17 protein-coding genes and 1 tRNA gene are annotated in these 23708 nt (G+C 76.2%); 7 read left to right on the top strand and 11 right to left on the bottom strand.

Translation table 11 applies throughout. The features are described 5' to 3' along the window. Positions 1-82: 82 nt before the first annotated feature. The 3 genes from LC193_RS14970 to LC193_RS14960 form a co-directional block, all read right to left on the bottom strand. The gene (locus LC193_RS14970; RefSeq protein ID WP_226074677.1) at positions 83-850 is read right to left on the bottom strand and encodes a hypothetical protein; all 768 of its coding nucleotides are present in this window, start codon (positions 848-850) and stop codon (positions 83-85) included. A 158-nt stretch (positions 851-1008) separates the two neighbouring features. After that, a complete protein-coding gene (locus LC193_RS14965) occupies positions 1009-1956 on the bottom strand; it encodes a metallophosphoesterase (protein WP_226074675.1) in 948 nt (315 codons plus the stop codon). Between the two features lie 149 nt (positions 1957-2105). After that, complete coding sequence (locus LC193_RS14960; RefSeq protein ID WP_226074673.1) at positions 2106-3242, bottom strand: LacI family DNA-binding transcriptional regulator; 1137 nt, start codon at positions 3240-3242, stop codon at positions 2106-2108. 302 nt (positions 3243-3544) lie between these two features. Here LC193_RS14960 and hisC point away from each other — a divergent pair, with 302 nt between their 5' ends. The 6 genes from hisC to LC193_RS14930 all read left to right on the top strand — a co-directional run bounded on the left by hisC (position 3545) and on the right by LC193_RS14930 (position 13575). Then, positions 3545-4660: a histidinol-phosphate transaminase gene (hisC, locus tag LC193_RS14955; protein WP_318842160.1), complete on the top strand. Its 1116-nt coding sequence runs from the start codon at positions 3545-3547 to the stop codon at positions 4658-4660. 153 nt (positions 4661-4813) lie between these two features. Beyond that, complete coding sequence (locus LC193_RS14950) at positions 4814-6349, top strand: cytochrome ubiquinol oxidase subunit I (RefSeq protein WP_226074671.1); 1536 nt, start codon at positions 4814-4816, stop codon at positions 6347-6349. A gap of 89 nt (positions 6350-6438) precedes the next feature. Further along, entirely contained in the window at positions 6439-7461 is a 1023-nt protein-coding gene (cydB, locus tag LC193_RS14945; protein ID WP_226074669.1) for a cytochrome d ubiquinol oxidase subunit II, read from the top strand. Positions 7462-7536: 75 nt separating this feature from the next. After that, positions 7537-11205 (top strand): thiol reductant ABC exporter subunit CydD, encoded by a 3669-nt coding sequence (cydD, locus tag LC193_RS14940; RefSeq protein ID WP_226078635.1) that lies wholly within the window; start codon positions 7537-7539, stop codon positions 11203-11205. Positions 11206-11219: 14 nt separating this feature from the next. Continuing rightward, positions 11220-12767, top strand: a complete 1548-nt coding sequence (locus tag LC193_RS14935) for a GAF domain-containing sensor histidine kinase (RefSeq protein ID WP_226074667.1) — start codon at positions 11220-11222, stop codon at positions 12765-12767. 58 nt (positions 12768-12825) lie between these two features. Next, entirely contained in the window at positions 12826-13575 is a 750-nt protein-coding gene (locus LC193_RS14930; protein WP_226074665.1) for an SDR family oxidoreductase, read from the top strand. A 26-nt stretch (positions 13576-13601) separates the two neighbouring features. Here LC193_RS14930 and LC193_RS14925 read toward each other — a convergent pair whose 3' ends face one another. The 8 genes from LC193_RS14925 to LC193_RS14890 form a co-directional block, all read right to left on the bottom strand. Further along, positions 13602-14339 carry a lipopolysaccharide biosynthesis protein gene (locus LC193_RS14925; RefSeq protein ID WP_226074663.1) on the bottom strand — a complete coding sequence of 246 codons (738 nt, stop codon included), beginning with the start codon at positions 14337-14339 and terminating at the stop codon, positions 13602-13604. Next, positions 14339-15613 (bottom strand): glycosyltransferase, encoded by a 1275-nt coding sequence (locus LC193_RS14920; protein ID WP_226074661.1) that lies wholly within the window; start codon positions 15611-15613, stop codon positions 14339-14341. The genes LC193_RS14925 and LC193_RS14920 overlap by 1 nt, the downstream gene beginning before the upstream one ends. After that, positions 15610-16338: a polysaccharide deacetylase family protein gene (locus LC193_RS14915; protein WP_226078629.1), complete on the bottom strand. Its 729-nt coding sequence runs from the start codon at positions 16336-16338 to the stop codon at positions 15610-15612. Before LC193_RS14915 ends, LC193_RS14920 begins: the two co-directional genes overlap by 4 nt. Before the next feature lie 94 nt (positions 16339-16432). Further along, positions 16433-18193, bottom strand: a complete 1761-nt coding sequence (locus tag LC193_RS14910) for a lipid II flippase MurJ (RefSeq protein ID WP_226074659.1) — start codon at positions 18191-18193, stop codon at positions 16433-16435. Further along, positions 18190-19503, bottom strand: a complete 1314-nt coding sequence (locus LC193_RS14905) for an O-antigen ligase family protein (RefSeq protein WP_226074657.1) — start codon at positions 19501-19503, stop codon at positions 18190-18192. The genes LC193_RS14910 and LC193_RS14905 overlap by 4 nt, the downstream gene beginning before the upstream one ends. After that, positions 19503-20942 (bottom strand): exopolysaccharide biosynthesis polyprenyl glycosylphosphotransferase, encoded by a 1440-nt coding sequence (locus tag LC193_RS14900; protein WP_226074655.1) that lies wholly within the window; start codon positions 20940-20942, stop codon positions 19503-19505. Before LC193_RS14900 ends, LC193_RS14905 begins: the two co-directional genes overlap by 1 nt. After that, on the bottom strand, positions 20939-22207 hold the full coding sequence (locus tag LC193_RS14895) for a glycosyltransferase (RefSeq protein WP_226074653.1): 1269 nt from the start codon (positions 22205-22207) through the stop codon (positions 20939-20941). The genes LC193_RS14900 and LC193_RS14895 overlap by 4 nt, the downstream gene beginning before the upstream one ends. Before the next feature lie 294 nt (positions 22208-22501). Next, a tRNA-Leu gene (locus LC193_RS14890) sits at positions 22502-22588 on the bottom strand. Between the two features lie 300 nt (positions 22589-22888). On the opposite strand from LC193_RS14890, the gene LC193_RS14885 reads away from it, so the two are divergent. Then, positions 22889-23701 carry an FhaA domain-containing protein gene (locus tag LC193_RS14885; protein ID WP_226074651.1) on the top strand — a complete coding sequence of 271 codons (813 nt, stop codon included), beginning with the start codon at positions 22889-22891 and terminating at the stop codon, positions 23699-23701. Positions 23702-23708 lie beyond the last annotated feature (7 nt).

Genomic DNA, 23708 nt, shown 5'->3' with positions numbered 1-23708 from the left:
CGGGCGTTCTCCCCCGGTTCCGGGAGCCCGGTCCCGGACGCCGGTGCCGGGGCGCGCCGGGCTCGGTCGTCAGTCGCGGTCGTCAGTCGCGGTCGGCGCCGCCCTCGGCCGGGGACGAGAAGTCGGGCGAGGAGAACCGCGGCGAGGAGAACCGCGCACCGCCGCGGCGCGGGGCCGGTGCCTCGGCGCGGCGTGAGAAGTCGGGCGAGGAGAAGTCCGGCGAGGAGAACCGCGGGCGCGCGCCGCCGGGCGGCCGTTCCCCCGGCGCGTGCTCCCGCAGGAACGGCGCGATCCCGCGGTCGAGCAGCGCGCGCCGCCACTCCGCGCCGGCCCGCGCGAGCTGGTCCCGCGCCGCGGCCGTGTCCTGGCCCGAGGTCGCGCCGTTGCGCGCGGCGGCCACCACGAGACCGGCGACCGCGCCCAGCAGCCCCAGCGCGGCCACGGCGGCGAACGTCCAGCCCGCCGTCCGCATCGGCGCCGCCACCGCGGGTTCCGGGTCGCCGAGGGCCAGCACGTGGCCGAGCAGCAGGAAGACGAGCGCGGCCACGGCGGCGAGCGCGGGGACCAGCGCGAGGACGAGGGCGGTCACGCCCGTTCCCGCGCCCGGCGCGGACTCCGGCGGGCGCGGCGGTTCGCCGGCCGGCCGCCGGTCGCGCAGCCGCACCAGCCGTTCGTGCTCGGGCGCGGCCGTGGCGGCCAGCCGGGGCAGCGCGTCGACGGCCAGCGCGCGCAGCGCCTCGGCCCCGGCCGCGTCGACCCGGCCGGCGGACCTGGCGGAGCGCAGGGCCTCGTCGAGGACCTGCTCGAACGCGGCGCGGTCCTCCGGCGGCAGAGCGTCAGGGCTGCTCATGGGTGACCCCGGATGCTTCTGGTGGCGGAGAGCTCAATGAGCGGGCCCCGATGGTAAGGCCAACCGACCGTTTTTGACAGGGAATTGCCGGGATCTGCCCGATCTGGACCCGACCGGTCACGCCCGGTGACAGCCGACCGGGCCCGCCCGACCGGCCCTCAGCCCTCCAGCGGCAGCCGCGCGACGAGCAGCTTCCCCGCCATGGTGACCCCGCCGTCCATCGCGACGGCCAGGGCGTCCGCGTACACGTGCGGCCCGTCCACGCGCGGCGCGCCGTTCACGCCCTCGCCCCCGTCCCCGTCGGCGCCGCCGGTCTCGCCCGTGAGGTAGGGGATGGGGCTGTGGCCGTGGACCACGCGCCGGCCGCCGTAGGTGTCGAGCAGCTCCCGAACGGCCTGCGGCCCGGCCTCGTCGCGGAAGGCGAAGCGCTTGGTGAACTTGCGGAACAGGTCCCAGGTCTCCTCGACGTCGTTGCGCTGGAGCGCCTGCCAGATCGCGTCGTTGACGTCGTCGATCGTGTCGCCGTAGTCGAGGTAGGCCGTGGTGTCGGAGTGCAGCAGCAGGTGGCCGTCCGCCAGAGCCATCGAGTCGAGGCGCGACATCCACTGGATGTGGTGATCGCGCAACCGCTCCATGTCCGTGCGCTGGCCGCCGTTGAGCAGCCAGGCCGCCTGGAACGACGCGGTACCGGCCGCCGAGTCCACCGGGGCGTCCCCGAACCGGCTGGCGCCGATCAGCAGCAGCTCGTGGTTCCCCAGCAGCGCCTTGCAGTACCCGCCGGCCGCCGCGGCCTCCGCGGACAGCCGCATCACCAGGTCGATCACGCCGACGCCGTCGGGCCCGCGGTCGGTGAAGTCCCCGAGGAACCACAGCCGCGCCGTGCCCGCAGCCCAGCTGTCGTTCTCGTCCGTCAGGCCCGCCGCACGCAGCGCGGACCGCAGCTCGTCGAGGTATCCGTGCACGTCACCGACGACGTACAGCGGGCCGGCGCCGTCGATCACGGGCAGGTCGGGCACCGTTGGGGAGTAGACGGCGTCCGGCTGGTCGGGGCCGCCTTGCCCCGCGTCCCGCCACGCTTCCGGTCCCTGGCCGGCCCCCTGAGTCATCGACCCCTCCACCACTACGCGCCGCCTCGCCTTCACAACCTGCCCGTCCGGCCAGGTCACGGTGCCATTCGCCCATCATAGGAATCCCGGTGCACGACAGTGACACACCCGGGGGCACCATCGGCAGCCGGATAACTGTCTACCCGAAACTACTGGTCGACGGCAGGGGGTGTGAGCGGGGCCGTCACCGTGGCGTGCGGAAGCCGGGGCGACGGGCACCTGCGGCGCTGCGACGAGGCGCGGACGATCAGCTCGGTCGGCATCACCCGCGGGGTGCCGCGGCCCGCGCCCGGCGCGCCCTCGATGGCGTCGATCAGGAGGTGGATCACGGTGGTGCCGATCCGCCCCGGCTTCAGCGACAACGTGGTGATGGGCGGCTCGGTCGTCGCGTAGACGCTCGACTCGCTGCAACAGACGAGGAGCAGGTCGTCCGGCACGCGCAGCCCGTATCTGCGGGCGGCGGCCAGGAGGTCGGTGCCGTTCGGGTCGAACAGGCCGTACACGGCGTCGGGCCGGTCGGGGCGGGCCAGCAGCCGGTCCGCCGCGACGGCGCTCGCGCACGGGTCGTGCGCCGGGTACGCCTCGTAGACGGGCTCCTGCCCGGCCCGGGCGCACCAGTCGAGGTACGCGGTGGTCGACAGCCGCGTGTAGGTGTCGGTGCTCGTGCCGGTCAGCAGGCCGATGCGGCGGGCGCCGGCGGCGGCGAGGTGGTCGAGGAGCCCGGCGACGGCGGCCTCGTGGTCGTTGTCCACCCACGCGGTGACCGGCAGGCTGCCGCCCGGTCTGCCGTCGGAGACGACCGGGATGCCCTGCCTGACCAGCTCGGCGACGACCGGGTCGTGGTCGGACGGGTCGATGACGACCGTGCCGTCGAGCGCGACGTTGGACCACACGTCGAAGTCCCGGTGCCGCGAGGTCGCGGGCAGGATGACCAGGGCGTATCCGCGGGCGAGCGCGGCGGAGGTGGCGGCGCGGGCCATTTCGGCGAAGTAGGCGAACTCCGTGAAGGTGAACGGTTCGTCGCCGTAGGTGGTGACGGTGAGGCCGATCAGCCCCGACTTGCCGGTCCGCAGCGTGCGCGCGGCGGCCGAGGGCCGGTAGCCGAGGCGGTCGGCCACCGAGCGGACGTGGCGGCGGGTGGCGTCCGGCAGCCGCCCCTTGCCGTTCAGCGCATCGGAGACCGTGGTGATCGAGACCCCCGCGGCTGCCGCGACATCCCGAATGCCCGCGCGACCGCCGGTGCGGCGGCCGGAGGACCGGGTCATCTGATGCTTCGCTGCTGTCATGGCGACCTGATGGTAGGCCCGGGTAGGGCGGGGGACAGCGGGATCAAGCCCAACGGCCGACAGTACGTTTCTGCAAGGTCATTCGACCGTTCCGCCTTGCATATGAAGATCATCAGCGGGATTGGTGACCAGAGAACCAACGTGCGACGGCGTACTTCGAGTGAGCGCGCGCCGTTCAACATCCGGGCCCTCACCCTCACGGGTGGAGCGCGCCAGGGCGCCCGCCAGGGGCGCGGAACCGTCGGGAGTGCGCTTCACAGAAGGGCTACGCCGGACGGGGCGTTCCCCATAAAGTGAGGAGGATGAGCACATCTTCTCAGGGCCCCGTGGTGCCGGCGGCCGTGGGCCCTCGGCTGCGCGCAGCGCTCGACGGAATCCCCGCCTACGCCCCGGGCCGGCCGGCCGGCACCGGGCCCCGCTCGTTCAAGCTGTCCTCCAACGAGAACCCGTACCCGCCGCTGCCCGGCGTCCTGGAGGACGCGGTGGTAGCGGCGGGCTCGCTCAACCGCTATCCGGACATGGCCGCCTCGGCCCTGCTCGACGGGCTCGCCGCGCACTTCGGCGTGCCGGCCGCGCACCTGGCGGTCGGCACCGGCTCGGTCGGCGTGGCCCAGCAGCTGCTCCAGGCCACGGCGGGGCCGGGGGACGAGGTGATGTACGCCTGGCGCTCGTTCGAGGCGTACCCGATCATCACCAGGATCTCAGGGGCCGTGCCGGTCGAGGTGCCGCTCACGGCCGACGAGGGCCACGACCTGCCGGCGATGGCCGACGCGATCACGCCGCGCACCCGGCTGATCTTCCTCTGCAACCCGAACAACCCGACCGGCACCGCCCTGGGCCGGGCCGCTCTTGAGGCGTTCCTCGACCGGGTGCCGCCCGACGTGCTCGTGGTGCTCGACGAGGCGTACCGGGAGTTCGTGCGCGACCCCGAGGTGCCCGACGGCCTGGACGTGTACCGCGACCGGCCCAACGTGTGCGTGCTGCGCACCTTCTCCAAGGCGTACGGCCTGGCCGGTCTCCGCGTCGGCTTCGCGGTGGCGCACGAGCCGGTGGCGGCGGCGCTGCGCAAGACGGCGGTGCCGTTCGGGGTGAGCCAGATCGCGCAGGACGCGGCGCTGGCCTCGCTGCGCGCGGAGCCGGAGCTGCTGAAGCGGGTCGACGCCCTGGTGGAGGAGCGGACGCGGGTGGCGGACGGGCTGGCCGCGCAGGGCTGGCGCGTGCCCGTGTCCCAGGCGAACTTCGTGTGGCTGCGGCTCGGCGAGCGCACCGCGGCGTTCGCCGCGGCGTGCGAGGAGGCGGGTGTCATGGTGCGGCCGTTCGCGGGCGAGGGGGTCAGGATCACGGTCGGGGAGCCGGAGGCCAACGACATCCTGCTGGCAACCTCCGCGCGGTTCGGGGCACTTGGGGAACAGGGCTGACACGTCCCCCCGCCGGCCGGTGCCCCGGGCGACCCCCGGGGCACCGCGGGGACACCCCCCTGGTCAGGGGCGTGGAGCGGGGTGGTCCATAATGGCTTGTGAATGTGAATACGTTCACAAGATATGTCCGCGCACTGTGCGGAGGAGAAGGACATGGACCTCGCTCTCGCCCCGGAGACCCTGGCGCGGTGGCAGTTCGGCATCACGACCGTCTACCACTTCCTCTTCGTCCCCCTCACCATCTCCCTGGCCACCCTGACCGCCTGCCTCCAGACGGCGTGGGTGCGCACCCGCAAGGAGAAGTACCTCAAGGCCACCAAGTTCTGGGGCAAGCTGTTCCTGATCAACATCGCGATGGGTGTGGTCACGGGCATCGTGCAGGAGTTCCAGTTCGGCATGAACTGGTCGGACTACTCCCGCTTCGTCGGTGACGTCTTCGGCGCCCCGCTGGCCTTCGAGGCCCTGATCGCCTTCTTCTTCGAGTCGACGTTCATCGGCCTGTGGATCTTCGGCTGGGACAAGCTGCCGCCCAAGCTGCACCTGGCCACGATCTGGACCGTCGCCGTCGGCACCGTGCTCTCGGCCTACTTCATCCTGGCCGCGAACTCCTGGATGCAGCACCCGGTCGGCTACCGCATCAACGAGGAGACCGGCCGCGCCGAGCTGACCGACTTCCTGCACGTCCTCACGCAGAACACCGCGGTCGCGCAGTTCGCCCACACGATCACGGCCGCGTTCCTGACCGGCGGGGCGTTCATGGTCGGCATCGCCGCCTACCACCTCATGCGCCGGCGGCACGTGGCCGTGATGCGCACCTCCCTGCGGCTGGGCCTCATCACCATGGTCGCCGCCGGCATGCTCACCGCCCTCAGCGGCGACCGGCTCGCCAAGATCATGTACGAGCAGCAGCCGATGAAGATGGCCGCCGCCGAGGCCCTGTGGGACACCGAGGGGCCCGCGCCGTTCTCCCTGTTCGCCGTGGGGGACGTGGACGAGGGCCACAACACGGTCGCCGTCGAGATCCCCGGCCTGCTCTCCTTCCTCGCGCACGACAACTTCTCCGAGCCCGTGCCCGGCATCAACGACATGAACGAGGCACTCGCCGAGGAGCACGGACCGGGCGACTACCGGCCCAACATCCCGCTCGCCTACTGGAGCTTCCGCTGGATGATCGGCTTCGGCATGGCCTCGGCCGCGCTCGGCGCGCTCGGCCTGTGGCTCACCCGGCGCCGCTTCCTGCTCGCCCCCGGGCTGCGCACCGGCGAGGACGAACCGCCCCGCCTGGCGTTGACGCCGCAGCGCGAGCTCGGCCCCGTGCTCAGCGGCTGGTACTGGCGGCTGGCGCTGTGGACCATGCTGTTCCCGCTGGTCGCGAACGTGTGGGGCTGGATCTTCACGGAGACCGGACGCCAGCCCTGGGTCGTCTACGGCCTGCTGCGCACCGACGCGGCCGTCTCGCCCGGCGTCTCGCAGGGCGAAGTGATCATCTCCATGACGGTGTTCACGCTGCTGTACGCGGTGCTCGCGGTCATCGAGGTGAAGCTGATGGCCAAGTACGCGAAGGCCGGCCCGCCGGAACTCACCGAGGCCGACCTCAACCCGCCCACCCGCATCGGCGGCGGCACAGGGCCGCGCGGCGGCGATGACGACGACGCGGACGCCGACCGGCCGATGGCGTTCTCCTACTGAGCCCGGCGGCCCGGCCGGGCCGCACCCCGGCCGGGCCCCGCGCCCCCGACACGACCAACCTGCGACAACCCCTGAGTGAGGAGCGTGCGATGGACCTCCCGGACGTCTGGTTCGTCCTCATCGCCGTGCTGTGGACGGGCTATTTCTTCCTCGAAGGCTTCGACTTCGGCGTCGGCATCCTGACCGGCACCCTGGCCAGGAACCGCCCCGAACGCCGGGTGCTGATCAACACGATCGGCCCCGTGTGGGACGGCAACGAAGTCTGGCTGATCACCGCGGGCGGCGCGACGTTCGCCGCCTTCCCCGAGTGGTACGCCACCCTGTTCTCCGGCTTCTACCTGCCCCTGCTGCTGATCCTCGTGTGCCTGATCGTGCGCGGCGTCGCGTTCGAGTACCGGCACAAGCGGCCGGAGGAGCGCTGGCAGCGCAACTGGGAGCACGCCATCTTCTGGACGTCGCTGCTGACGGCGTTCCTGTGGGGCGTGGCCTTCGCCAACATCGTGCGCGGCGTGCCCATCGGCTCCGGCCACGAGTACACCGGGACCGTGTTCGACCTGCTCGGCCCGCACGCGCTGCTCGGCGGCGCGGCCACCGTCCTGCTCTTCACCTTCCACGGCGCGGTCTTCACCGCGCTCAAGACCGTCGGCGACATCCGGCTGCGGGCCCGCCGCGTCGCGACGGGCACCGGCGTCGCGGCCGGTGCGCTCGGCGCCGCGTTCCTGCTGTGGACGCAGGCCGACCACGGCAACGTGCGCAGCCTCGCCGCCCTGGCCGTCGCGGGCGGCGCGCTGCTCGCCGCGCTCGCGGCCAACGGCCGGGGCCGCGAGGGCTGGGCGTTCATCTGGTCGGGGGTCGTGGTGGTCGCCGCGGTCGCCATGATCTTCCTGGCGCTCTTCCCCGAGGTCATGCCGTCCTCGACAGCCCCCGAGTGGAGCCTCACCGTCGACAACGCCGCGTCGAGCCCGTACACGCTGCGGATCATGACGTGGTGCGCGGCCCTGGCCACCCCGGTCGTCCTGCTGTACCAGGGCTGGACGTACTGGGTCTTCCGCAAGCGGATCGGGACCCAGCACATCGCCGGTCAGGCGGACGCGCCGGCGGCGGCGTCCTGAGCACGGCACCGAGCGGGACGAGCGAGGAGTGACCACGTGACCTCGGCACGGATACGGGACGCGGCCCGCGAGCCGGTGGCGGCCGGGCGGCCCGCCGCCCCCGGCGGGGAGCGGCGCAGGGGACCCGTCGACCCGCGGCTGCTGCGGCACGCCCGGGCGACGCGGGGCTTCCTGCTGGCCTCGGTGGCGCTCGGCCTCGCCGGCGCGCTGCTGGTCATCGCGCAGGCGCTGCTGATCGCGCAGATCGTGGCCGACGCGTTCACCGAGGGCCGCGGCCTCGACGACCTGGGCACGCCGTTGCTGCTGCTCGCGGCCACCGCCGCCGGGCGCGCCCTGGTGACCTACCTGACCGAGCTGGCCGCCCACCGGGCCGCCGCCGCGGTGAAGTCCGAACTGCGCCTCAAGCTGCTCGCCCACGCCACCCGGCACGGGGGCGCGCTGCCGGGCGGCCGGTCGACGGGCGAGCTGACCACGCTCGCCACGCGCGGCATCGACGCGCTCGACGGCTACTTCGCCCGCTACCTGCCCCAACTGGGCCTGGCCGCGGTCGTGCCGGTCGTCGTGCTGGCGCGCATCGTCACCGACGACTGGGTGGCCGCCGCCACCATCGCCGTGACGCTGCCGCTGATCCCCGTGTTCATGGCCTTGATCGGCTGGGCCACCCAGGCCCACATGGACCGGCAGTGGCGCCGGCTGGCCCGGCTCTCCGGCCACTTCCTCGATGTCGTCGGCGGCCTGGCCACGTTGAAGGTCTTCGGCCGGGCCAAGGCCCAGGCCGAGAACATCCGCCGCATCACCGACGACTACCGGCGCGGCACCCTGCGCTCGCTGCGGATCGCGTTCCTGTCCTCGTTCGCGCTCGAACTCCTCTCCACCATCTCCGTGGCCCTGGTCGCCGTCGGCATCGGCATGCGGCTCGTGCACGGCGACCTCGACCTGTACACGGGCCTGGTGGTCCTGCTGCTCGCGCCCGAGGCGTACCTGCCGCTGCGGCAGATCGGCACCCACTACCACGCGGCGCAGGAGGGGCTGTCCGCCGCGGACGAGGTGTTCTCGGTGCTCGCGGAGGAGCCGCCGCCGCACGGCACGGCCCCGGCGCCGCGCGCCGAGCGGGCCGTGATCACGCTGGAGGACGTCGTCGTCCGCTACCAGGACCGGGAGACCGACGCCCTGGCCCGCACCAGCCTCAGCATCGCGCCGGGCGAGACGGTCGCCCTGACCGGGCCGTCCGGCGGCGGCAAGTCGACGCTCATCGCCGCGCTCCTCGGCCTGGTCAGGCCGACTGCCGGCCGCGTGCTGATCGACGGCCGGGACCTCGCCGACGTCGACCCGGCCGACTGGCACCGCCAGGTGGCATGGGTGCCGCAGCACCCGTACCTGTTCGCCGGCACGGTCGCCGACAACGTGCGCCTGCTGCGGCCCGACGCCGACGAGGCCGCGGTCGCCGCCGCGTTGAAGGCCGCCGAGGCCGCCGGGATCGATCCGGAACTGCGGCTGGGCGAGGGCGGCTCCGGCCTGTCCGCCGGGCAGCGCAGGCGGGTGGCGCTGGCCCGGGCGTTCCTGGCCGACCGGCCGCTGGTCCTGCTCGACGAGCCGACGGCCGCGCTCGACGGCGCGACCGAGGCGGCCGTGGCCGCCGCCGTGCGCCGCCTCGCCGCCGGCCGGACCATGGTCCTGGTGACGCACCGGCCGGCGCTGCTCGCGGCGGCCGACCGGATGTTTCACGTGGAACCAAGCATCGCCCCGGCCCCGGGCCCGGACTCACCCGAACGGCCGGACCCGGCCGGTGCCACCGGGACGGGACCCGCGCGGCCCCAGCCGTCCGGCGAGACGCCCACCGGCCCCGGCACACCGGAGGAGACCCCGCCCGGGGCCGCGGAGACCCGGCCCGCGCGCCGGGGCGGCCCGCTGGCCCGGGTCCGGGCGGAGGGAGCCACCCGGCGCTGGCGGCTGCTGTGGTCCACGGTCCTCGGCGCGCTCGCGCTGGGCAGCGCCGTCGGCCTGATGGCGACCTCGGGCTGGCTGATCTCGCGCGCGTGGGAACAGCCGCCCGTGATGTACCTGATGATCGCCGTGACCGCGACCCGCGCGTTCGGCATCGGCCGCGCGTTCTTCCGCTACACCGAGCGGCTGCTGTCGCACGACGCGGTGCTGCGCATCCTCGCCGGCCTGCGCGTCACGGTCTACCAGCGGCTCGAACGCCTCGCTCCCGCGGGACTCGGGCGCGCCCGCCGCGGCGACCTGCTCTCGCGGGTGGTGGCGGACGTCGACACGCTCCAGGACTACTTCCTGCGCTGGCTGCTCCCGGTGGCCGCCGCCGCCACCGTCGGCACCGCGGCCGTGGCGTTCACCGGCTGGCTGCTGCCGGCCGCGGGCGCCGCGCTGGCCGCCGGGCTGCTGGTCGCGGGCGTCGCCGTGCCCGCCCTGACCGGCGCCGTCGCCCGCCGCACCGAGCGCCGCCTCGCGCCGGCCCGCGGCGAGCTGTCCGTCCGCACCCTCGACCTGCTGACCGGCACCGCGGAACTCACCGTCGCCGGCGCCCTGCCGGCCCGGCACGCGGCCGTCCGCGACGCCGACACGGAACTGACCGCGCTCGCCGCCCGGTCCGCCTCGGCCACCGCGCTCGGTGGCGCGCTGACCACCCTGACCACCGGGCTGACCGTGACGGCCGCCGCCTGGGCGGGGGTGCCCGCGGTGACCGGCGGCGGGCTCGAAGGCGTCTGGCTGGCGACGGTCGTGCTCGTTCCCCTCGCGGCGTTCGAGGCCGTCGCCGGGCTGCCGCAGGCGGTCCAGCACCGGCAGCGCGCCCACGAGGCGGCCCGCCGCATCCAGGAGATCACCGACGCCCCGGCGCCGGTCAGGGAGCCGGAGCGCCCGGCCCCCGCCCCGGCCACGCCGTTCCCGCTGCGGCTGCGCGGGCTGACCGCCCGCCACCCCGGCGGGGCGCGGCCCGCGCTCGACGGCGTCGACCTGGACCTCACGCCGGGCCGCCGCGTCGCCGTCGTCGGCCCGTCGGGCGCGGGCAAGACCACGCTCGCGCACTGCCTGCTGCGCTTCCTCGACGCCGAATCCGGCTCCTACACGCTCGGCGGCACCGACGCCGCGGCCCTGGACGGCGACACCGTCCGCCGCCACGTCGGCCTGTGCGCGCAGGACGCGCACCTTTTCGACAGCACCCTGCGCGAGAACCTGCGGCTGGCCGCCCCCGGCGCCGACGACGCCACCCTGCGCGAGGCCCTGCGCGCGGCGCGGCTCCTGGACTGGGTGCGCGGCCTGCCCGACGGCCTCGACACGCTCGTCGGCGAGCACGGCGCCCGCCTCTCCGGCGGGCAGCGGCAGCGCCTCGCGCTGGCCCGCGCCCTGCTGGCCGACTTCCCCGTGCTGGTACTCGACGAGCCCGCGGAACACCTCGACCTGCCCACCGCGGACGCGCTCACCGCCGACCTGCTCGCGGCCACGGAGGGGCGCACCACCCTGCTGATCACGCACCGGCTGACCGGCCTCGCGGCGGTCGACGAGGTGATCGTGCTCGACGCCGGCCGCGTGGTGCAGCGCGGCCCGTACGCCGCGCTCGCCTCGGCCGACGGGCCGTTCCGCGACCTGCTCACGCGCGAACGCGCGCAGGACGCGCAGAACGTGCGGGAGCGGCAGCGGGCGGCGGAACGGGCGGACCCGGCGGCCCGGAACGGCTCGGCGCACCCGGCGCCTGGAACAAAGCCGACTTTCGCCGCCAATCGGAACTAAGTACCCTCAGTGGCATGGAGGCCATGCCCCGGCTGCTCCAGGCCATGGAGGCCATCGGCGGCGACATCGAGCCCGGCGCCCTGCTGGACCGCATCGTCACGACCGCGGCCGACCTGGCGGGCACCCGGTACGCGGCACTCGCCGTGCTCGGCGAGGACGGCGAGACCATCGGCCGGTTCGTCACCCACGGCACCGACCACCCCGCGGGCGCGGAACGGCTGATCCGCACCCTGCTCGACGGCGGCAGGCCGCACCCGGACGCGCCCGGCACCCTGTGCGTCCCGGTCCTGGTGCACGGCGCGCGGTTCGGCGCGCTGCTGCTCGCGGACAAGACCGACGGCCTGTTCACCCCCGCCGACCGGCAACTCCTCGCGATCCTGGCCGGCGAGGCGGGCATCGCCATCGGCAACGCCCGCCTGCACGAGGCGGTCAGGCAGCAGGCCCGCTGGATGGACGGCAGCTTCGAGGTGTCCACGGCCCTGCTCTCCGCCGAGGACGACGAGGACGCGGGCAACGCGCTCGCCGTGGTCGCCGAGCAGGCCAGACGCCTGGCCGGGGCCGCGACCGGAGCCGTGCTCGAACCGGGCCGCGACGGCGGCCTCGAAGTGGTCGCCGCGTCGTCGGCCGGCGCCGCCCGCCTCATCGGCGCCACGGTCCCGGCCGGCAGCCCGGCCGTGCACCGCGTGCTCGCGGGCGAACCCGTCTTCATCGACGACCCGGCGACCGACACGGAACCCGTCACGGGCCTCGTGCCGCACCCGGGCCCGAGCATGCTGCTGCCCCTCGCCGACGACGGAACGGCCCTCGGCGCGCTGTCCCTGACCCGCGCCGAGGGCGCCGCGCCCTACTCGGTGCCGGAACGCGCCCTGGCCACCCAGTTCGCCCAGCAGGCCGCGCTCGCCCTGGTCGTCGCGCGGGCCCGCCGCGACCGCGAACTGCTCGCCGTGCTCGCCGACCGCGACCGCATCGCCCGCGACCTGCACGACCTGGTGATCCAGCGCATCTTCGCCGTCGGCATGAGCCTGGAGAGCGCCCGCCGCGCCACCCCGTCCCAGGACCTGCGCGACCGCATCGACTCCGCGACCCGCGAACTCGACGCCACCATCCAGGAGATCCGCACCGCGATCTTCGCGCTGCGCCAGCCGCCCGAGGACGCCCCCGCCGGGCTGCGCGCCCGCGTGCTGCGCGAGACCGCGTCCGCCGCCCGCACGCTGGGGTTCACCCCGTCGGCCACGTTCACCGGGCCCGTGGACAACGCCGTCGGCGAGGTCGCCTCCCGCAACCTGCTCGCCGCGCTCCGCGAAGCCCTGTCCAACGCGGCCCGCCACGCGCACGCCTCGCGCGTCGAGGTCGCCGTCGACGCCACGGCCCACCTGCCGGACGGCCGCGGCGCGGTGCGGCTCACCGTCGCGGACGACGGGGTCGGCCTGCCGCCGGGCGCCACGCGCCGCAGCGGCCTGGCCAACCTCGCCGACCGCGCGGAAGCGCTCGGCGGCTCGGCCGGCACCGGCACCGGCCTCGGCGGCCGGGGCACCGAGGTCACCTGGCAGGTGCCCAGGTGACCGGGCGGGTGGCGCGGTTCGCGCCCCCGGTGACACGGCGGCGGGTTACCGTTCCGGCATGACGGCACGCACAGTGATCATCAGCGGCGGGGGCACCGGGATCGGCCTGGCGACCGCCCGCTGCTTCGACCGCGACGGCGACACGACCGTCCTGATCGGCCGCCGCGCCGAGGTCGTCGAACGCGCGGCGGCCGGCCTCGACCACGCGGTCGCGCTCCCCGCCGACCTGACGGACGCGGCCGAGGTCGCCCGCGCCGCCACCGCCATCGCCGACCGCTTCGGCACGGTCGACGTCCTGGTGCACGGCGCGGGCGGCAACGGCGGACTCGAACCCCGCCCCGCCACGGAGGACAGGCTCGCCGCGACCGCCCACGACTGGGCCCTGAACTTCCGCACCAACACCCTGTCCGCCGTCCTGCTCACCGAGGCCCTGCGCGACCGGCTCGCCTCGCCGGGCGGCCGGGTCCTCTTCCTCAGCTCCATCGCCGCCTACCGCGGCTCGGGCTCCCCCGCCTACGCCGCGAGCAAGGCCGCGCTGCACCCGTACGCCTACGCCCTCGCCGCCGCCCTCGGCCCCCGGGGCGTCACCGTGAACCTGGTGGCGCCCGGCTACGTCGACGACACGGAGTTCTTCGGCGCGAACATGACGCCCGAACGCCGCGCGGCCCGGATCGACGAGACCATGACCGGCCGCGCCGGCGCCCCAGGGGACGTCGCCGAGACGCTGCACTGGCTCGCCTCCCACGCGGCCGGTCACATCACCGCCCAGACGATCCAGGTCAACGGCGGGGCGGAACGCGGCCACTGACCACTGCCGCGCACCCGCCCCCGGGCTCACCCCGGCGCGGCCCCGCGGCCCGTCCCGGCGGCCGAGGCACCCGCGGCCGGGGCCCCGGTCAGTTCCCCGACCGGCACCGACCCGGGGCCGGCCACCGCCGAGGGAACCACCGTGCCGAGCACGGGCGTGACCAGCACGGGTCCGCCGCGCCCGAACGCACCGCGCCCCAGGCGCGGCCGGATCGGCCGCGGCCCCCCGCCGCGCGCCAGGACCGCCGCGCCGCCGGCCACCGCGCCCGCGCAGCCGCCGAGCGCCACCGAGAGCCACGGCACCGGCGACGCCGCCGCCGTGGGCAGCGCCGCCTCGGTCAGCGGCACCACCCGCACCCCGGTGGCCTCGCCCGCCGCCTCGGTGTGCGCGACCAGGGCGCGCGCCACCGCGCCCGCCGCCCTGGCCGCGTCCTGCGGGCGCGGCCCGGTCCCGGTGATCCCGATGACCGGCGCGTCGGGCGACGTACCGGCGCGCACCCGGGTGCGCAGCGTTCCCGCCGTAACCCCCGCGTCCGTCTGCGCGGTGCGCAGCACCGCGTCACCGGTCGCGAGCCGCCCGTAGGACTGGGCGAAGCCGACCGCCTCCGCCGGGTCTTCTGCGGTCACGACCACCGACGCCTCGGCCGCGTACTCGCGGTCCGCCCACAGCGCGTGCCCCGCGCCCGCGAGCAGCCCGAGCAGCAGGCCGAGCACCGCGGGCCACCAGCCGGGCAGCCCGGCCGCCCAGGCGCGCAGTCGCCCCATCACCCGCTCACTCCTTCCCTGGTCCACTCGGCTTCCCCGGTCCACTCGGCCGCCCCGCCGCCCGGAACCGCCACCGGCCCGACCCGACCGAACGTTTCGAACGCCCCCGACGCCCCCGTCCCCCCGCACGATCCGGGCCACCCGGCGGTCCCGGCCTCGCGCCGCACGGCCCGGTACACGCCGAGCAGCCGGTCGGCCGCCTGCCCCATGCCGTAGCGCTCCACCGCGCGCGGCACCGGCAGCCGCCGCACGCCGAGGGCGAGTTCGGCCCCGAGCGCGCCCGCGAGTTCGCCCGGCGAGGCACCGGTCCGCCGGGCGCCCGGCGCCTCGCCGCGCGGCAGTTCGTCCACGGCCGGGCACGTCACGTGCAGCACGGGAAGCCCCGACGCCAGCGCCTCCACCACGGCGAGGCCGAACGTCTCCTCGACCGAAGGCGACACGAACACGTCCATCGCGGACAGCACCCCCGCCACATCGCCCACGTCCCCCGCGAACACCACGCGCCGCGCCACGCCGAGGCGCACCGCGAGCGCGTCGAGCGAGGCGCGTTCAGGACCCGCCCCGGCCAGGACCAGCCACACGTGCTCCGGCAGCCGGGCCAGCGCCCGCAGCAGCACGTCGAACCGCTTGCCCGGCACCAGCCGGCCGACGCCGCCCACCACCACGGCGTGCCCCGGCAGCCCGAGTCGGCCGCGCACGGCACGGCGCGCGGCGGCGTCGAAACGGAAGCGGGCCGGCTCGATGCCGTTCGGCACCACGTGGATCCGCCGCTCCGGCACCCCCCAGGCCCGCAGCCGCCCCGCCACCGCGCCCGACACCGCGACGGTCGCCGCGCCGAGCCGTTCCGTCGCCAGGTACAGCGCCCGGTTCGCCGGGTTCAACGCCCGGCCCTCGATGCGGTCCTGCCCCAGCGAGTGCTCGGTGGCCACCACGGCCCGCACGCCGGCCAGCCGCGCCGCGACCCGCCCGTACACGCACGCGCGGTACAGGTGGGTGTGCACCAGGTCGTAGCGCCCCCGCCGGATCAGCCGCGCAAGACGCAGCGCGGCGCCCGTGTCGCCGTTGCCCTCCATCCCCAGGTGCGCCACGCGCACCCCGTCGGCGCGCAACTCTCGCGCGACGACGCCCGGGTGGGTGAGCGTGACCACGTCGCAGGCCACCGGGAGGCGGCGCAGCAGCGCGCGCAGCTGGCGTTCCGCGCCTCCCGTGCCGAGCCCGGTGATGACGTGCAGCGCGCGCGGCGGGCCAGCCGCCGGGGCGTACCGCGCGGTCACCTCGCCTCCAGCGGCTCGGCCGGCGCCGCCGGCGCGGGCAGCGGCGGCACCCGGCGGCGGCGCACGGGGTGCAGCGCGCGCTTCAGACGCAGCCGCAGCGGCCCATCGTGTTCGCCGACGTGAATACGCGGCAGCGCGAACTGCCCGGTCGCGCGCCCCGGGCTGATCGCGCAGGCGTAGCCGTAGCCCGCCGCCTCGACGGCGGCCACGGCACGCCGGTCCAGCTGGCCGTACGGGTAGCAGAACCCTTGCACCGGAACGCCGGTGAGGTCGGTCAGCCGCCGCCGGCTGTTCGCGACCTCGTGGTCGAGCACCTCGTCGTCGGCGCCGCGCAGCGTCACGTGCGTCATGCCGTGCGAGCCGATCTCCATGCCAGCCGCGGCGACCTCCTTGATGCCATCGGCGTTCAGCAAACGTTTGCGAGGCCCATCCGGGTCCCACGCGTTGCTGCCGTGCAGCCGCCCGGGGAGCACGAAGACGGTCGCCGTGCAGCCGTGCGCGCGCAGCAGCGGCAGCGCGGTGTCGAGGAAGTCGCGGTACCCGTCGTCGAAGGTGAGGCCGACCAGGCGTTCGGCGCGGCCTGCGGCGCGGGCCCGCAGGAGTTCGCCGACGGACACGCCGCGCAGGCCGCGCCGCCGCAGCCACGTGAGCTGGCTGTGCAGCCGGTCGGGGCTGACGGTGATCTTGTAGGGGTCGTACGCCGTGTAGGCGATCGAGTGGTACATCAGCAGCCACAGCGGCGGGGGAGCGGCGGCGCGCCGGCCGGTCCTGCCCGCGGACCGCGCGGACGCCGGCTCCGGCGGCTGCCCGTCGGGCGTTTCAGCCGGCCCCGGTTTCCCCGGGCTTTCCACCGACCTTTCCACGGGCCGTTTCACGGGCTTCTTCACGGGCCTTTCCACGGGCTTCTCCACGGACATGGCGAGACCTCCGTTCTGGGGTGCGGACGCGGGTGAGGAGGGAGGCGACGGGCGGCGCGACGGGCACGCCTGACAGGCGCAGGCCCGCGGCGAACACGGCGGGCACCACCGCGCAGCCGAGCGCGAGCGCGGGCAGCGGCGAGGCGCCCGAGGGCGCCGTCGCCCAGCCGGCCGCCGCCGCGAGCGCGGCGGCCCCGGCGAGCCGGGCGAAGCGGCCGAGCAGCCGCCCGGTGTCGACGGGAACGGCCCTGGCGGCCAGGCCGCGCAGCAGCAGGAACGCGGTCAGGGTGATGCCGGCCGCGTTCGCCGCCGCGATGCCGGGCGCGCCGAACGGCCCCACGGCCGCGAGGCCGCCGGCCACGGTGACGAGCAGTCCTGGCAGCATGGCGGCGACGGGGAACCACACGGGCCGCCCCGACGCGAAGAACGGCCGTACCAGCGCGCCCACCAGCGCGTGGCCCAGCAGCCCGAGGGCGTAGACGCGCATGACGGCGGCCGTGGCGGCCGTCGCCCCGGCGTCGAACGCGCCGCGCTGGAACAGCAGGTGGATGATCTGCGGCGCGTAGGCCACGACGTACGCGGCGCCGAGCAGGACCACGACCCCGGCGGCCACCAGGTCGCGCTCGACCCGCCGCCTGGCCCGTTCGAGATCGCCGTCCGCGAGCGCGCGGGCCACCAGCGGCAGGGTGACCGTGCAGATCATCAGCGCCAGCACCATCGGCATCTGGGCGACCTTCTGCGCGTAGTTCAGGCAGGAGATCGCGCCGGGCGGCAGCCCTGAGGCGAGGAAGCGCTCGACGAGCACCTGTGCCTGCCGGGCCAGCGCGAACAGCGCCACGGGCCCGGCCACCGCGAGCAGCGCGCGCCCGCGCCGCGCGGGCCCGCGCGGCGCGGGCGCCGGGCCCGCGGGGCGCCGCGTGCGGCGCAGCACGGACGGCAGTTGCACGAGCACCATCAGCAGCCCGCCGACCGCGACCCCGGCCGCCGCGGCCCGCACGCCCCACGGGCCGTGCAGGGCGAGCGCGGTGCCGACGATGCCGGCGTTGCAGGCGAGGTACACGGCGGCCGGCGGCAGGAAGCAGCGGTGCGCGCGCAGGACCGCGCTCGCGTAGCCGGCCGCGCCGAACGTGAGAAGAGTCACTGCGGTCAGGCGCGTGCAGTCCACCGCGAGCCCGGGCTCCGGCAGGCCGGGCGCCAGCGCCCCGACCACGAGCGGCGCGGCGGCGGCGACCACGGCGGCGGCGCACGCCAGCACGAGCAGCAGGCGCGGGAACGTGGCGCGCAGCAGGTCGCGCACCCCCCGGCGCCCGCCGCGCGCCAGCGCCAGGCTGAACGCCGGCACGAGCACCAGCGCCATCGCCTCGTCGATGAGGAGCGTCGCGGCCACCTCGGGCAGCGTCCAGGAGACGAGGAACGCGTCGGTCGCCCCGTCCGCGCCGAACAGCGACGCGACGATCTGGTCGCGCAGCAGGCCGGCCGCGGCACCGAGACCGGTGAGCACGGCGGTCGCGGTGGCCGCGCGCGCGACGAACCGCTCCCTGCCGCGCGGCGCGGGAACGACCGCGCCGCCGGCCGCTCCCTCCTCAGGCGGAAAGCCGGGCGAGGACTCAGGCGAACGCGCCGGCCCGGCGCGCGAGCCCGTGCCCGCGCGGGCGCCGCTCACCGCGCCTCCCGCCGCGCCGCGGGCGAGAACGCCCACCAGGCGGCGAGGCCCAGCGCCACGGCGGTCAGCACGCTGTGCGGGCCGCCGATGTCCGCGTACAGGAAGTTCACCGCCTGCCACACCAGCAGCCCGGTCGCCGCGAGGCCCACGTCCGGGGCGCCGGTGCGGCGCAGCCGCGCCAGGCAGCAGGCGAGCAGCGCGGCCCAGCCGCCGACCAGCGCGGTGGCCCCGACCAGGCCCTGCTCCGCGAGGACGAGCAGGTACATGTTGTGCGGGGACTCCAGCTCCTGCCGCCTGAACTCCTCGCCCGCGCCCCCGGTGTCGCTGCCGCCCGAGAGGGCGAGCGAGGCGTGGGAGTCCCGGTGCTCCGCGAAGCCCCTTGGCCCCGTGCCGAGCCACGGGTCGTCCCGCCACATCGACAGCGCCGCGTCCCACATCGCGTAGCGGTCGGTCACCGACTGGTCGGGGCTCTCGGTCACGTCGCGGATGCTGCCGACGCGTTCGCCGAGCCGTTCGCCGACCGCGGCGCCCCCGGCCGCGACGGCGCCCCCGGCCAGGAGCACGCCGCCGGCGAGCAGCGCGAGCAGGGTGCGGCGCGTCAGCCGGCACGCGGCGATCACCAGCACGGCGAGCACCGCGACCGCCGTCGCCAGCCAGGCGCCCCGGCTGAAGGAGAACGCCAGCGGCGGCGCGAGCAGCGCGGCGCAGGCCAGGGCCGCGAGCCTGCGCCACCACGGCGCGCCGCCCGGCGCCGCGACGCCCAGGCACAGGGCCGCGACCAGGCCGTAGGAGACGACCGTGGCCATGCCCATGACGGTGAGCGGGCCGAACGTGCCCACCGCCCTGACGTTCTCGCCCATGTACGAGGCGCCGGTGCCGGTCAGGTGCTGCGCCGTGCCCAGCGCGCCCTGGAACAGCGCGAGCGCGACCACCGCGACGAGCAGCACCCGGGCGTCGCGCCGGCCGCGCAGGAGCAGCAGCACGGCCAGCGGCACGAGCACGAACAACTGGAGGAAGCGCACGAACCCCGGCAGCGCGGCGAGCGGGTCGCCGCTCGCCATCGTCACCGCGGCGAGCGTGAGAGCGGGCGCCGCGAGGACGACGGCGGCCCGCCGCCCCGGGCGCGGCCGGTGGCCGCGCGCGAGCAGCGCGGCGCAGGCCGCGGCCAGGCACAGCGAGGCCAGGTCGGCGACGGCGATCCTGGTGCCCGCGAACGTCAGGCGGCCGGGCAGGGACAGCAGCAGGACGACGGCGACGGGCGGCAGCAGGTGCCCGCGGCCGCGCGCGACGCGGGTCGCGGCGGCGCGCATCAGCGGCCTCCGGGGCGGAAGCACAACGCGGTCGTGCGCAGCATGATCCGCACGTCCTGCCACAGCGACCACGTCTCGATGTACAGGTTGTCGAAACGGGCCCGGTCCTCGATGGAGGTGTCGCCGCGCAGCCCGCTGACCTGCGCGAGCCCGGTGAGTCCCGCCGGCATGCGGTGGCGGTCCGCGTAGCCGGGGTAGAGGCGGCTGAAGCGCTCGACGAAGTGCGGGCGCTCGGGACGCGGCCCGACCAGGCTCATGTCGCCGCGCAGCACGTTCCACAGCTGCGGCAGTTCGTCGAGCGAGGTGCGGCGCAGCAGCCGGCCCACCGGGGTCAGGCGCGGATCGCCCGCGACGGTCCAGCGGGTGGCGGCCTCGCGTTCGTCCGCGGGCCGCAGCGTGCGGAACTTCAGCATCGCGAACGGCCGCCCGTCCTCCCCCACCCGGGTCTGCCGGAACAGCACGCCGGGGCCCTCGGAAAGCCGCACGGCCAGCGCGCACAGCGCGAGCAGCGGCGCGGCGGCGAGCAGCGCGGCACAGGCCACCGCGATGTCGAGGCCGCGTTTGGCGAGGCGGGCGGCGCGCCGGCCGGGCGGCGGGCCGAGCCGCAGGCAGGCGAAGCCCCACAGGTGCCCGCGCACGGGCCCGGCGCGGACGGCGGAGGGCTCGGCCGCCACCAGCCACACGGCGCAGCCGTGCGCGCGGAACAGCCGGAGCAGCGCGTCCTGCGGGGCCCGGGTGAACACGGCGTCGGTCACGCCGTCGCGCACGATGGCCCGGCGCACCTCGCGCGTCGAGGTGAGCACCGGGAGCGGCGCGGTCGCGGGCAGCCGCCGGGGCACGGGCCCGACCATGCCGACCGGCCGCATGCCGTACTCGGGGTGCCGGGCGAGCACGGCCACCACCCGCTGCGCGGCCGGCGCGGTGCCGACGACGAGCGTGGCGCCCGGCCGCGCCCGCGCCGCGCGGCGCCTGGCGTGGTGGGCGAGGGCGCGGGCCGCGGCGGCGAGCACGGTGTGCGCGGCGACGAGCGGCAGCAGGGCGGCGGTCGAGCCGGCCGCGCCGGACAGGAGCTGCGCCGCGCCCCACGCGAGCGCGATGTGGCCGAGCAGCCGGGGCAGTTCGTCGAGCGCGGTGTCCGCGGGCGCGGGACGGTAGAGCCCGGCGGTGCCGCCGAGGCCGGCGAGCAGCACGAACACCGCGGGCGCCGCCGGCGCCACCGCGGGCGCGGCGGCGGCGAGCACCGCGACGGCGCCCGCGTCGGCCACCAGCAGCGGGACCGGCCCGCCGCGGGCCCCCGGCCGCCGCCGCGCGCGCGGGCCGCGCCGCGGCGGCGGCCCCGGGCGCGGGCCGCGCGGGGGGTGGACGGCCGCGCGGCGGGCGGGGGCCCGGCCGGGCGGCGCGGGCAGCGGTGCGGCGCCGATGGTGCCTTCCGTGGTCATGAGCGCAGCAACTCCCCCGCCTGCCCGGCCGGCCGCCGCCCGCCCCGACCCGCCGCGCCCCCCGAGGCCCGCGCCTGCGCCCCGAACGCCCCGCCCCCGACCGTTCCGCTTCCGAACGCCCCGCTTCCGAACGCCCCGCCCCCGTGGGACGCCAGCACGTCGCGGTACAGCCGCGCGCACGCGTCCGCCACGCGCCGCACGTCGTGCGCCGCCCGCGCGTGGGCGGCGGCCTCGCGGCCCAGCGCACGGGCGCGCGCCGGGTCGCCGAGCAGCGCGGTGAGCGCGCCGGCCAGGGCGTCGAGGTCGCCGGGCGGCACGAGGCAGGCGGCGGCGTGCCCCGCCGGCAGGCTCTCGCGGGCGCCTCCGGTGTCGGTGAGCACAACCGGGCGGCCGGTCGCCATGGCCTCGATCGGCGCCAGCGCCATGCCCTCCCACCGGGAGGGCAGCACCACGACGTCGGCGGCGGCGTACCAGGGGCGCGGGTCGTCCGTGCGCCCTGGCAGGAGCACGTCAGAACCCGCCGCCGCGCGCAGCGCGTCCGCCGCGGGACCGTCCCCGACGAGGGCGAGCCGGGCGCCGGGAACGCGCGCGGCGACCCGGGTCCAGGCGCGCAGCAGCAGGTCCTGCCCCTTCTGGTGGCACAGCCGCGCCACGCACACGACGAGGGGCGCGCGCAGCGGAACGGCGTGCACGGCGGCCAGCGCGGCGCGCGCCCGGCGGCGTTCCACGCCGTCGGCGACGGGGTGGCGGCCGAGGTCGACGCCGTTCGGGATCACGGTGCTGGGCGCGCGGACGCCGGCCGCGGCGCCGCGCGCGCGTTCGGCCTCGCTGACGCACAGCACGCGGTGCGTCCAGCGGGCGGCGAACCGCTCCCACCCGGCGGCCGGCGGCCCGGCCGGGCCGCGCGCGGCCTCGAACGACCAGGCGTGCGGCTGGAGCACGGTCGGCAGCCGGCCGCGCAGCGCGAGGCGGCCCGCGAGCCCGGCCTTGGCGCTGTGCAGGTGGGCAAGTCCTGGCGCGGCCCGCCGGATCGCGCGGGCCGCGCCCGCCACCTCGGCCGCGAGCCAGGGGCCCGGCGTCCGCCGCGCCCGCCACGGCAGCACCTCGGCGCCGCCGGCCGCGGCCCACGCCGCGAGCGGGCCGCCGGGCGGGCAGGCGACCAGCACCCGCAGGCCGGCGGCGGTCTGGGCGCGCACGAGGTCCGCGACGACCCGTGCCACGCCCCCGTCGGCAGGCTGGACAAGATGCAGCACGTCACCGCCCATGACTCACCCTTCGCAGGCCACGTTTCGCAAGGCGGTGAAAACCATGACAGAAACCAAATCGGAAATCACGCAAAACGCACAGAACGGACACAAGTCCCTAATCTGTGATTTTCATACGAAGAAACGGGGCAGCAGTTGATCAACGCCCCCGGTCGAGCCCCCCGCCGCGCACCCGGGCAGCCCACCGCACCCCCACCGCACCCCCACCGCACCCCGACCCGCGCCCCCGCGCCCCACGCGCGGAAAAAGCCCCGGAACAGCAGAAAGACCCCTGGTGACCAGGGGTCTTTCTCATGGTGCGCGAGGGGGGAGTTGAACCCCCACGCCCTTTCGGGCACTGGAACCTGAATCCAGCGCGTCTGCCTATTCCGCCACCCGCGCATGTGCACCGCCGCAAGCGACTCCCGGTCTTCCCGTCGGCCTCCCGGGCGCTTCCGACATCCAGAAGGCTAACACGCGCGCGGCGGTGCCCTCACCCGCCTTCCCCGCCCCCGCCGCCGCTCCCCGCGGCCCCTCCGCATCACCTCCGCACATGCGCGACACTGTTCCTTGCTCCCCCTACGATCCGGGGAGCGGGGACCGGTGCCCGGACGGGAACCACCTGATCGTCTCGCGCGTGGATACGATCAGTAAGCCGTACCACTTCAGCCGCGCGCCGGGACCTCGGAGAAGGAGGTGCACATGGGAGTACTGAAGCGCTTCGAGCAGCGGCTGGAAGGCCTCGTCAACGGCACCTTCGCCAAGGTCTTCAAGTCCGAGGTGCAGCCGGTCGAGATCGCCGGCGCCCTCCAGCGCGAATGCGACAACAACGCGACCATCTGGAACCGCGACCGCACGGTCGTCCCCAACGACTTCATCGTCGAGCTGAGCGCGGGCGACTACCAGCGTCTCTCCCCCTACGCCGCCCAGCTCGGCGACGAGCTGGCCGGCATGGTCAGGGAGTACGCCAAGCAGCAGCGGTACACGTTCATGGGCGACATCAAGGTCCACTTGGAGAAGGCCGAGTCCCTCGACACCGGCCTGTACCGGGTCCGCAGCCGCACGCTCGCCTCCGCCACCTCGGGACACCAGCAGGGCGCGCCCCACCAGCCGCCGCCCCACGGCGCGCCGCCGTCCGCCCCCGGCGGCTACCCGGCCAGGCCGCCGGGCGCACCGCCCGCGATGCCGCCGCAGCCGCCGGGCGCACCGCCCTTCGGGCAGCCCGCGGCCGGCCGCACCCGCCGCTGGGTCGAGATCAACGGCACCCGGCACCAGATGGCGCGGCACAGCCTCGTGATCGGCCGCAGCACCGAGGCCGACGTGCGCATCGACGACCCCGGGGTCTCCCGTCGGCACTGCGAGATCCAGGCCACCGAGCCGGTCACGATCAGGGACCTCGGGTCCACGAACGGCATCGTGGTGGACGGGCAGCACACCAAACGCGCTACGCTCCGCGACGGCTCACGGATCGTCGTGGGCAGCACCACCGTCATCTACCGGCAAGCCGAAGGGTAAGCAGGGG

The sequence above is a fragment of the Streptomyces marincola genome, assembly GCF_020410765.1.
GTDB classification, from domain to species: Bacteria; Actinomycetota; Actinomycetes; order Streptomycetales; family Streptomycetaceae; genus Streptomyces; species Streptomyces marincola.
The sequence above is the reverse complement of the archived record's forward strand: the minus strand, read 5'-3'. Positions and strand labels throughout refer to the sequence as shown.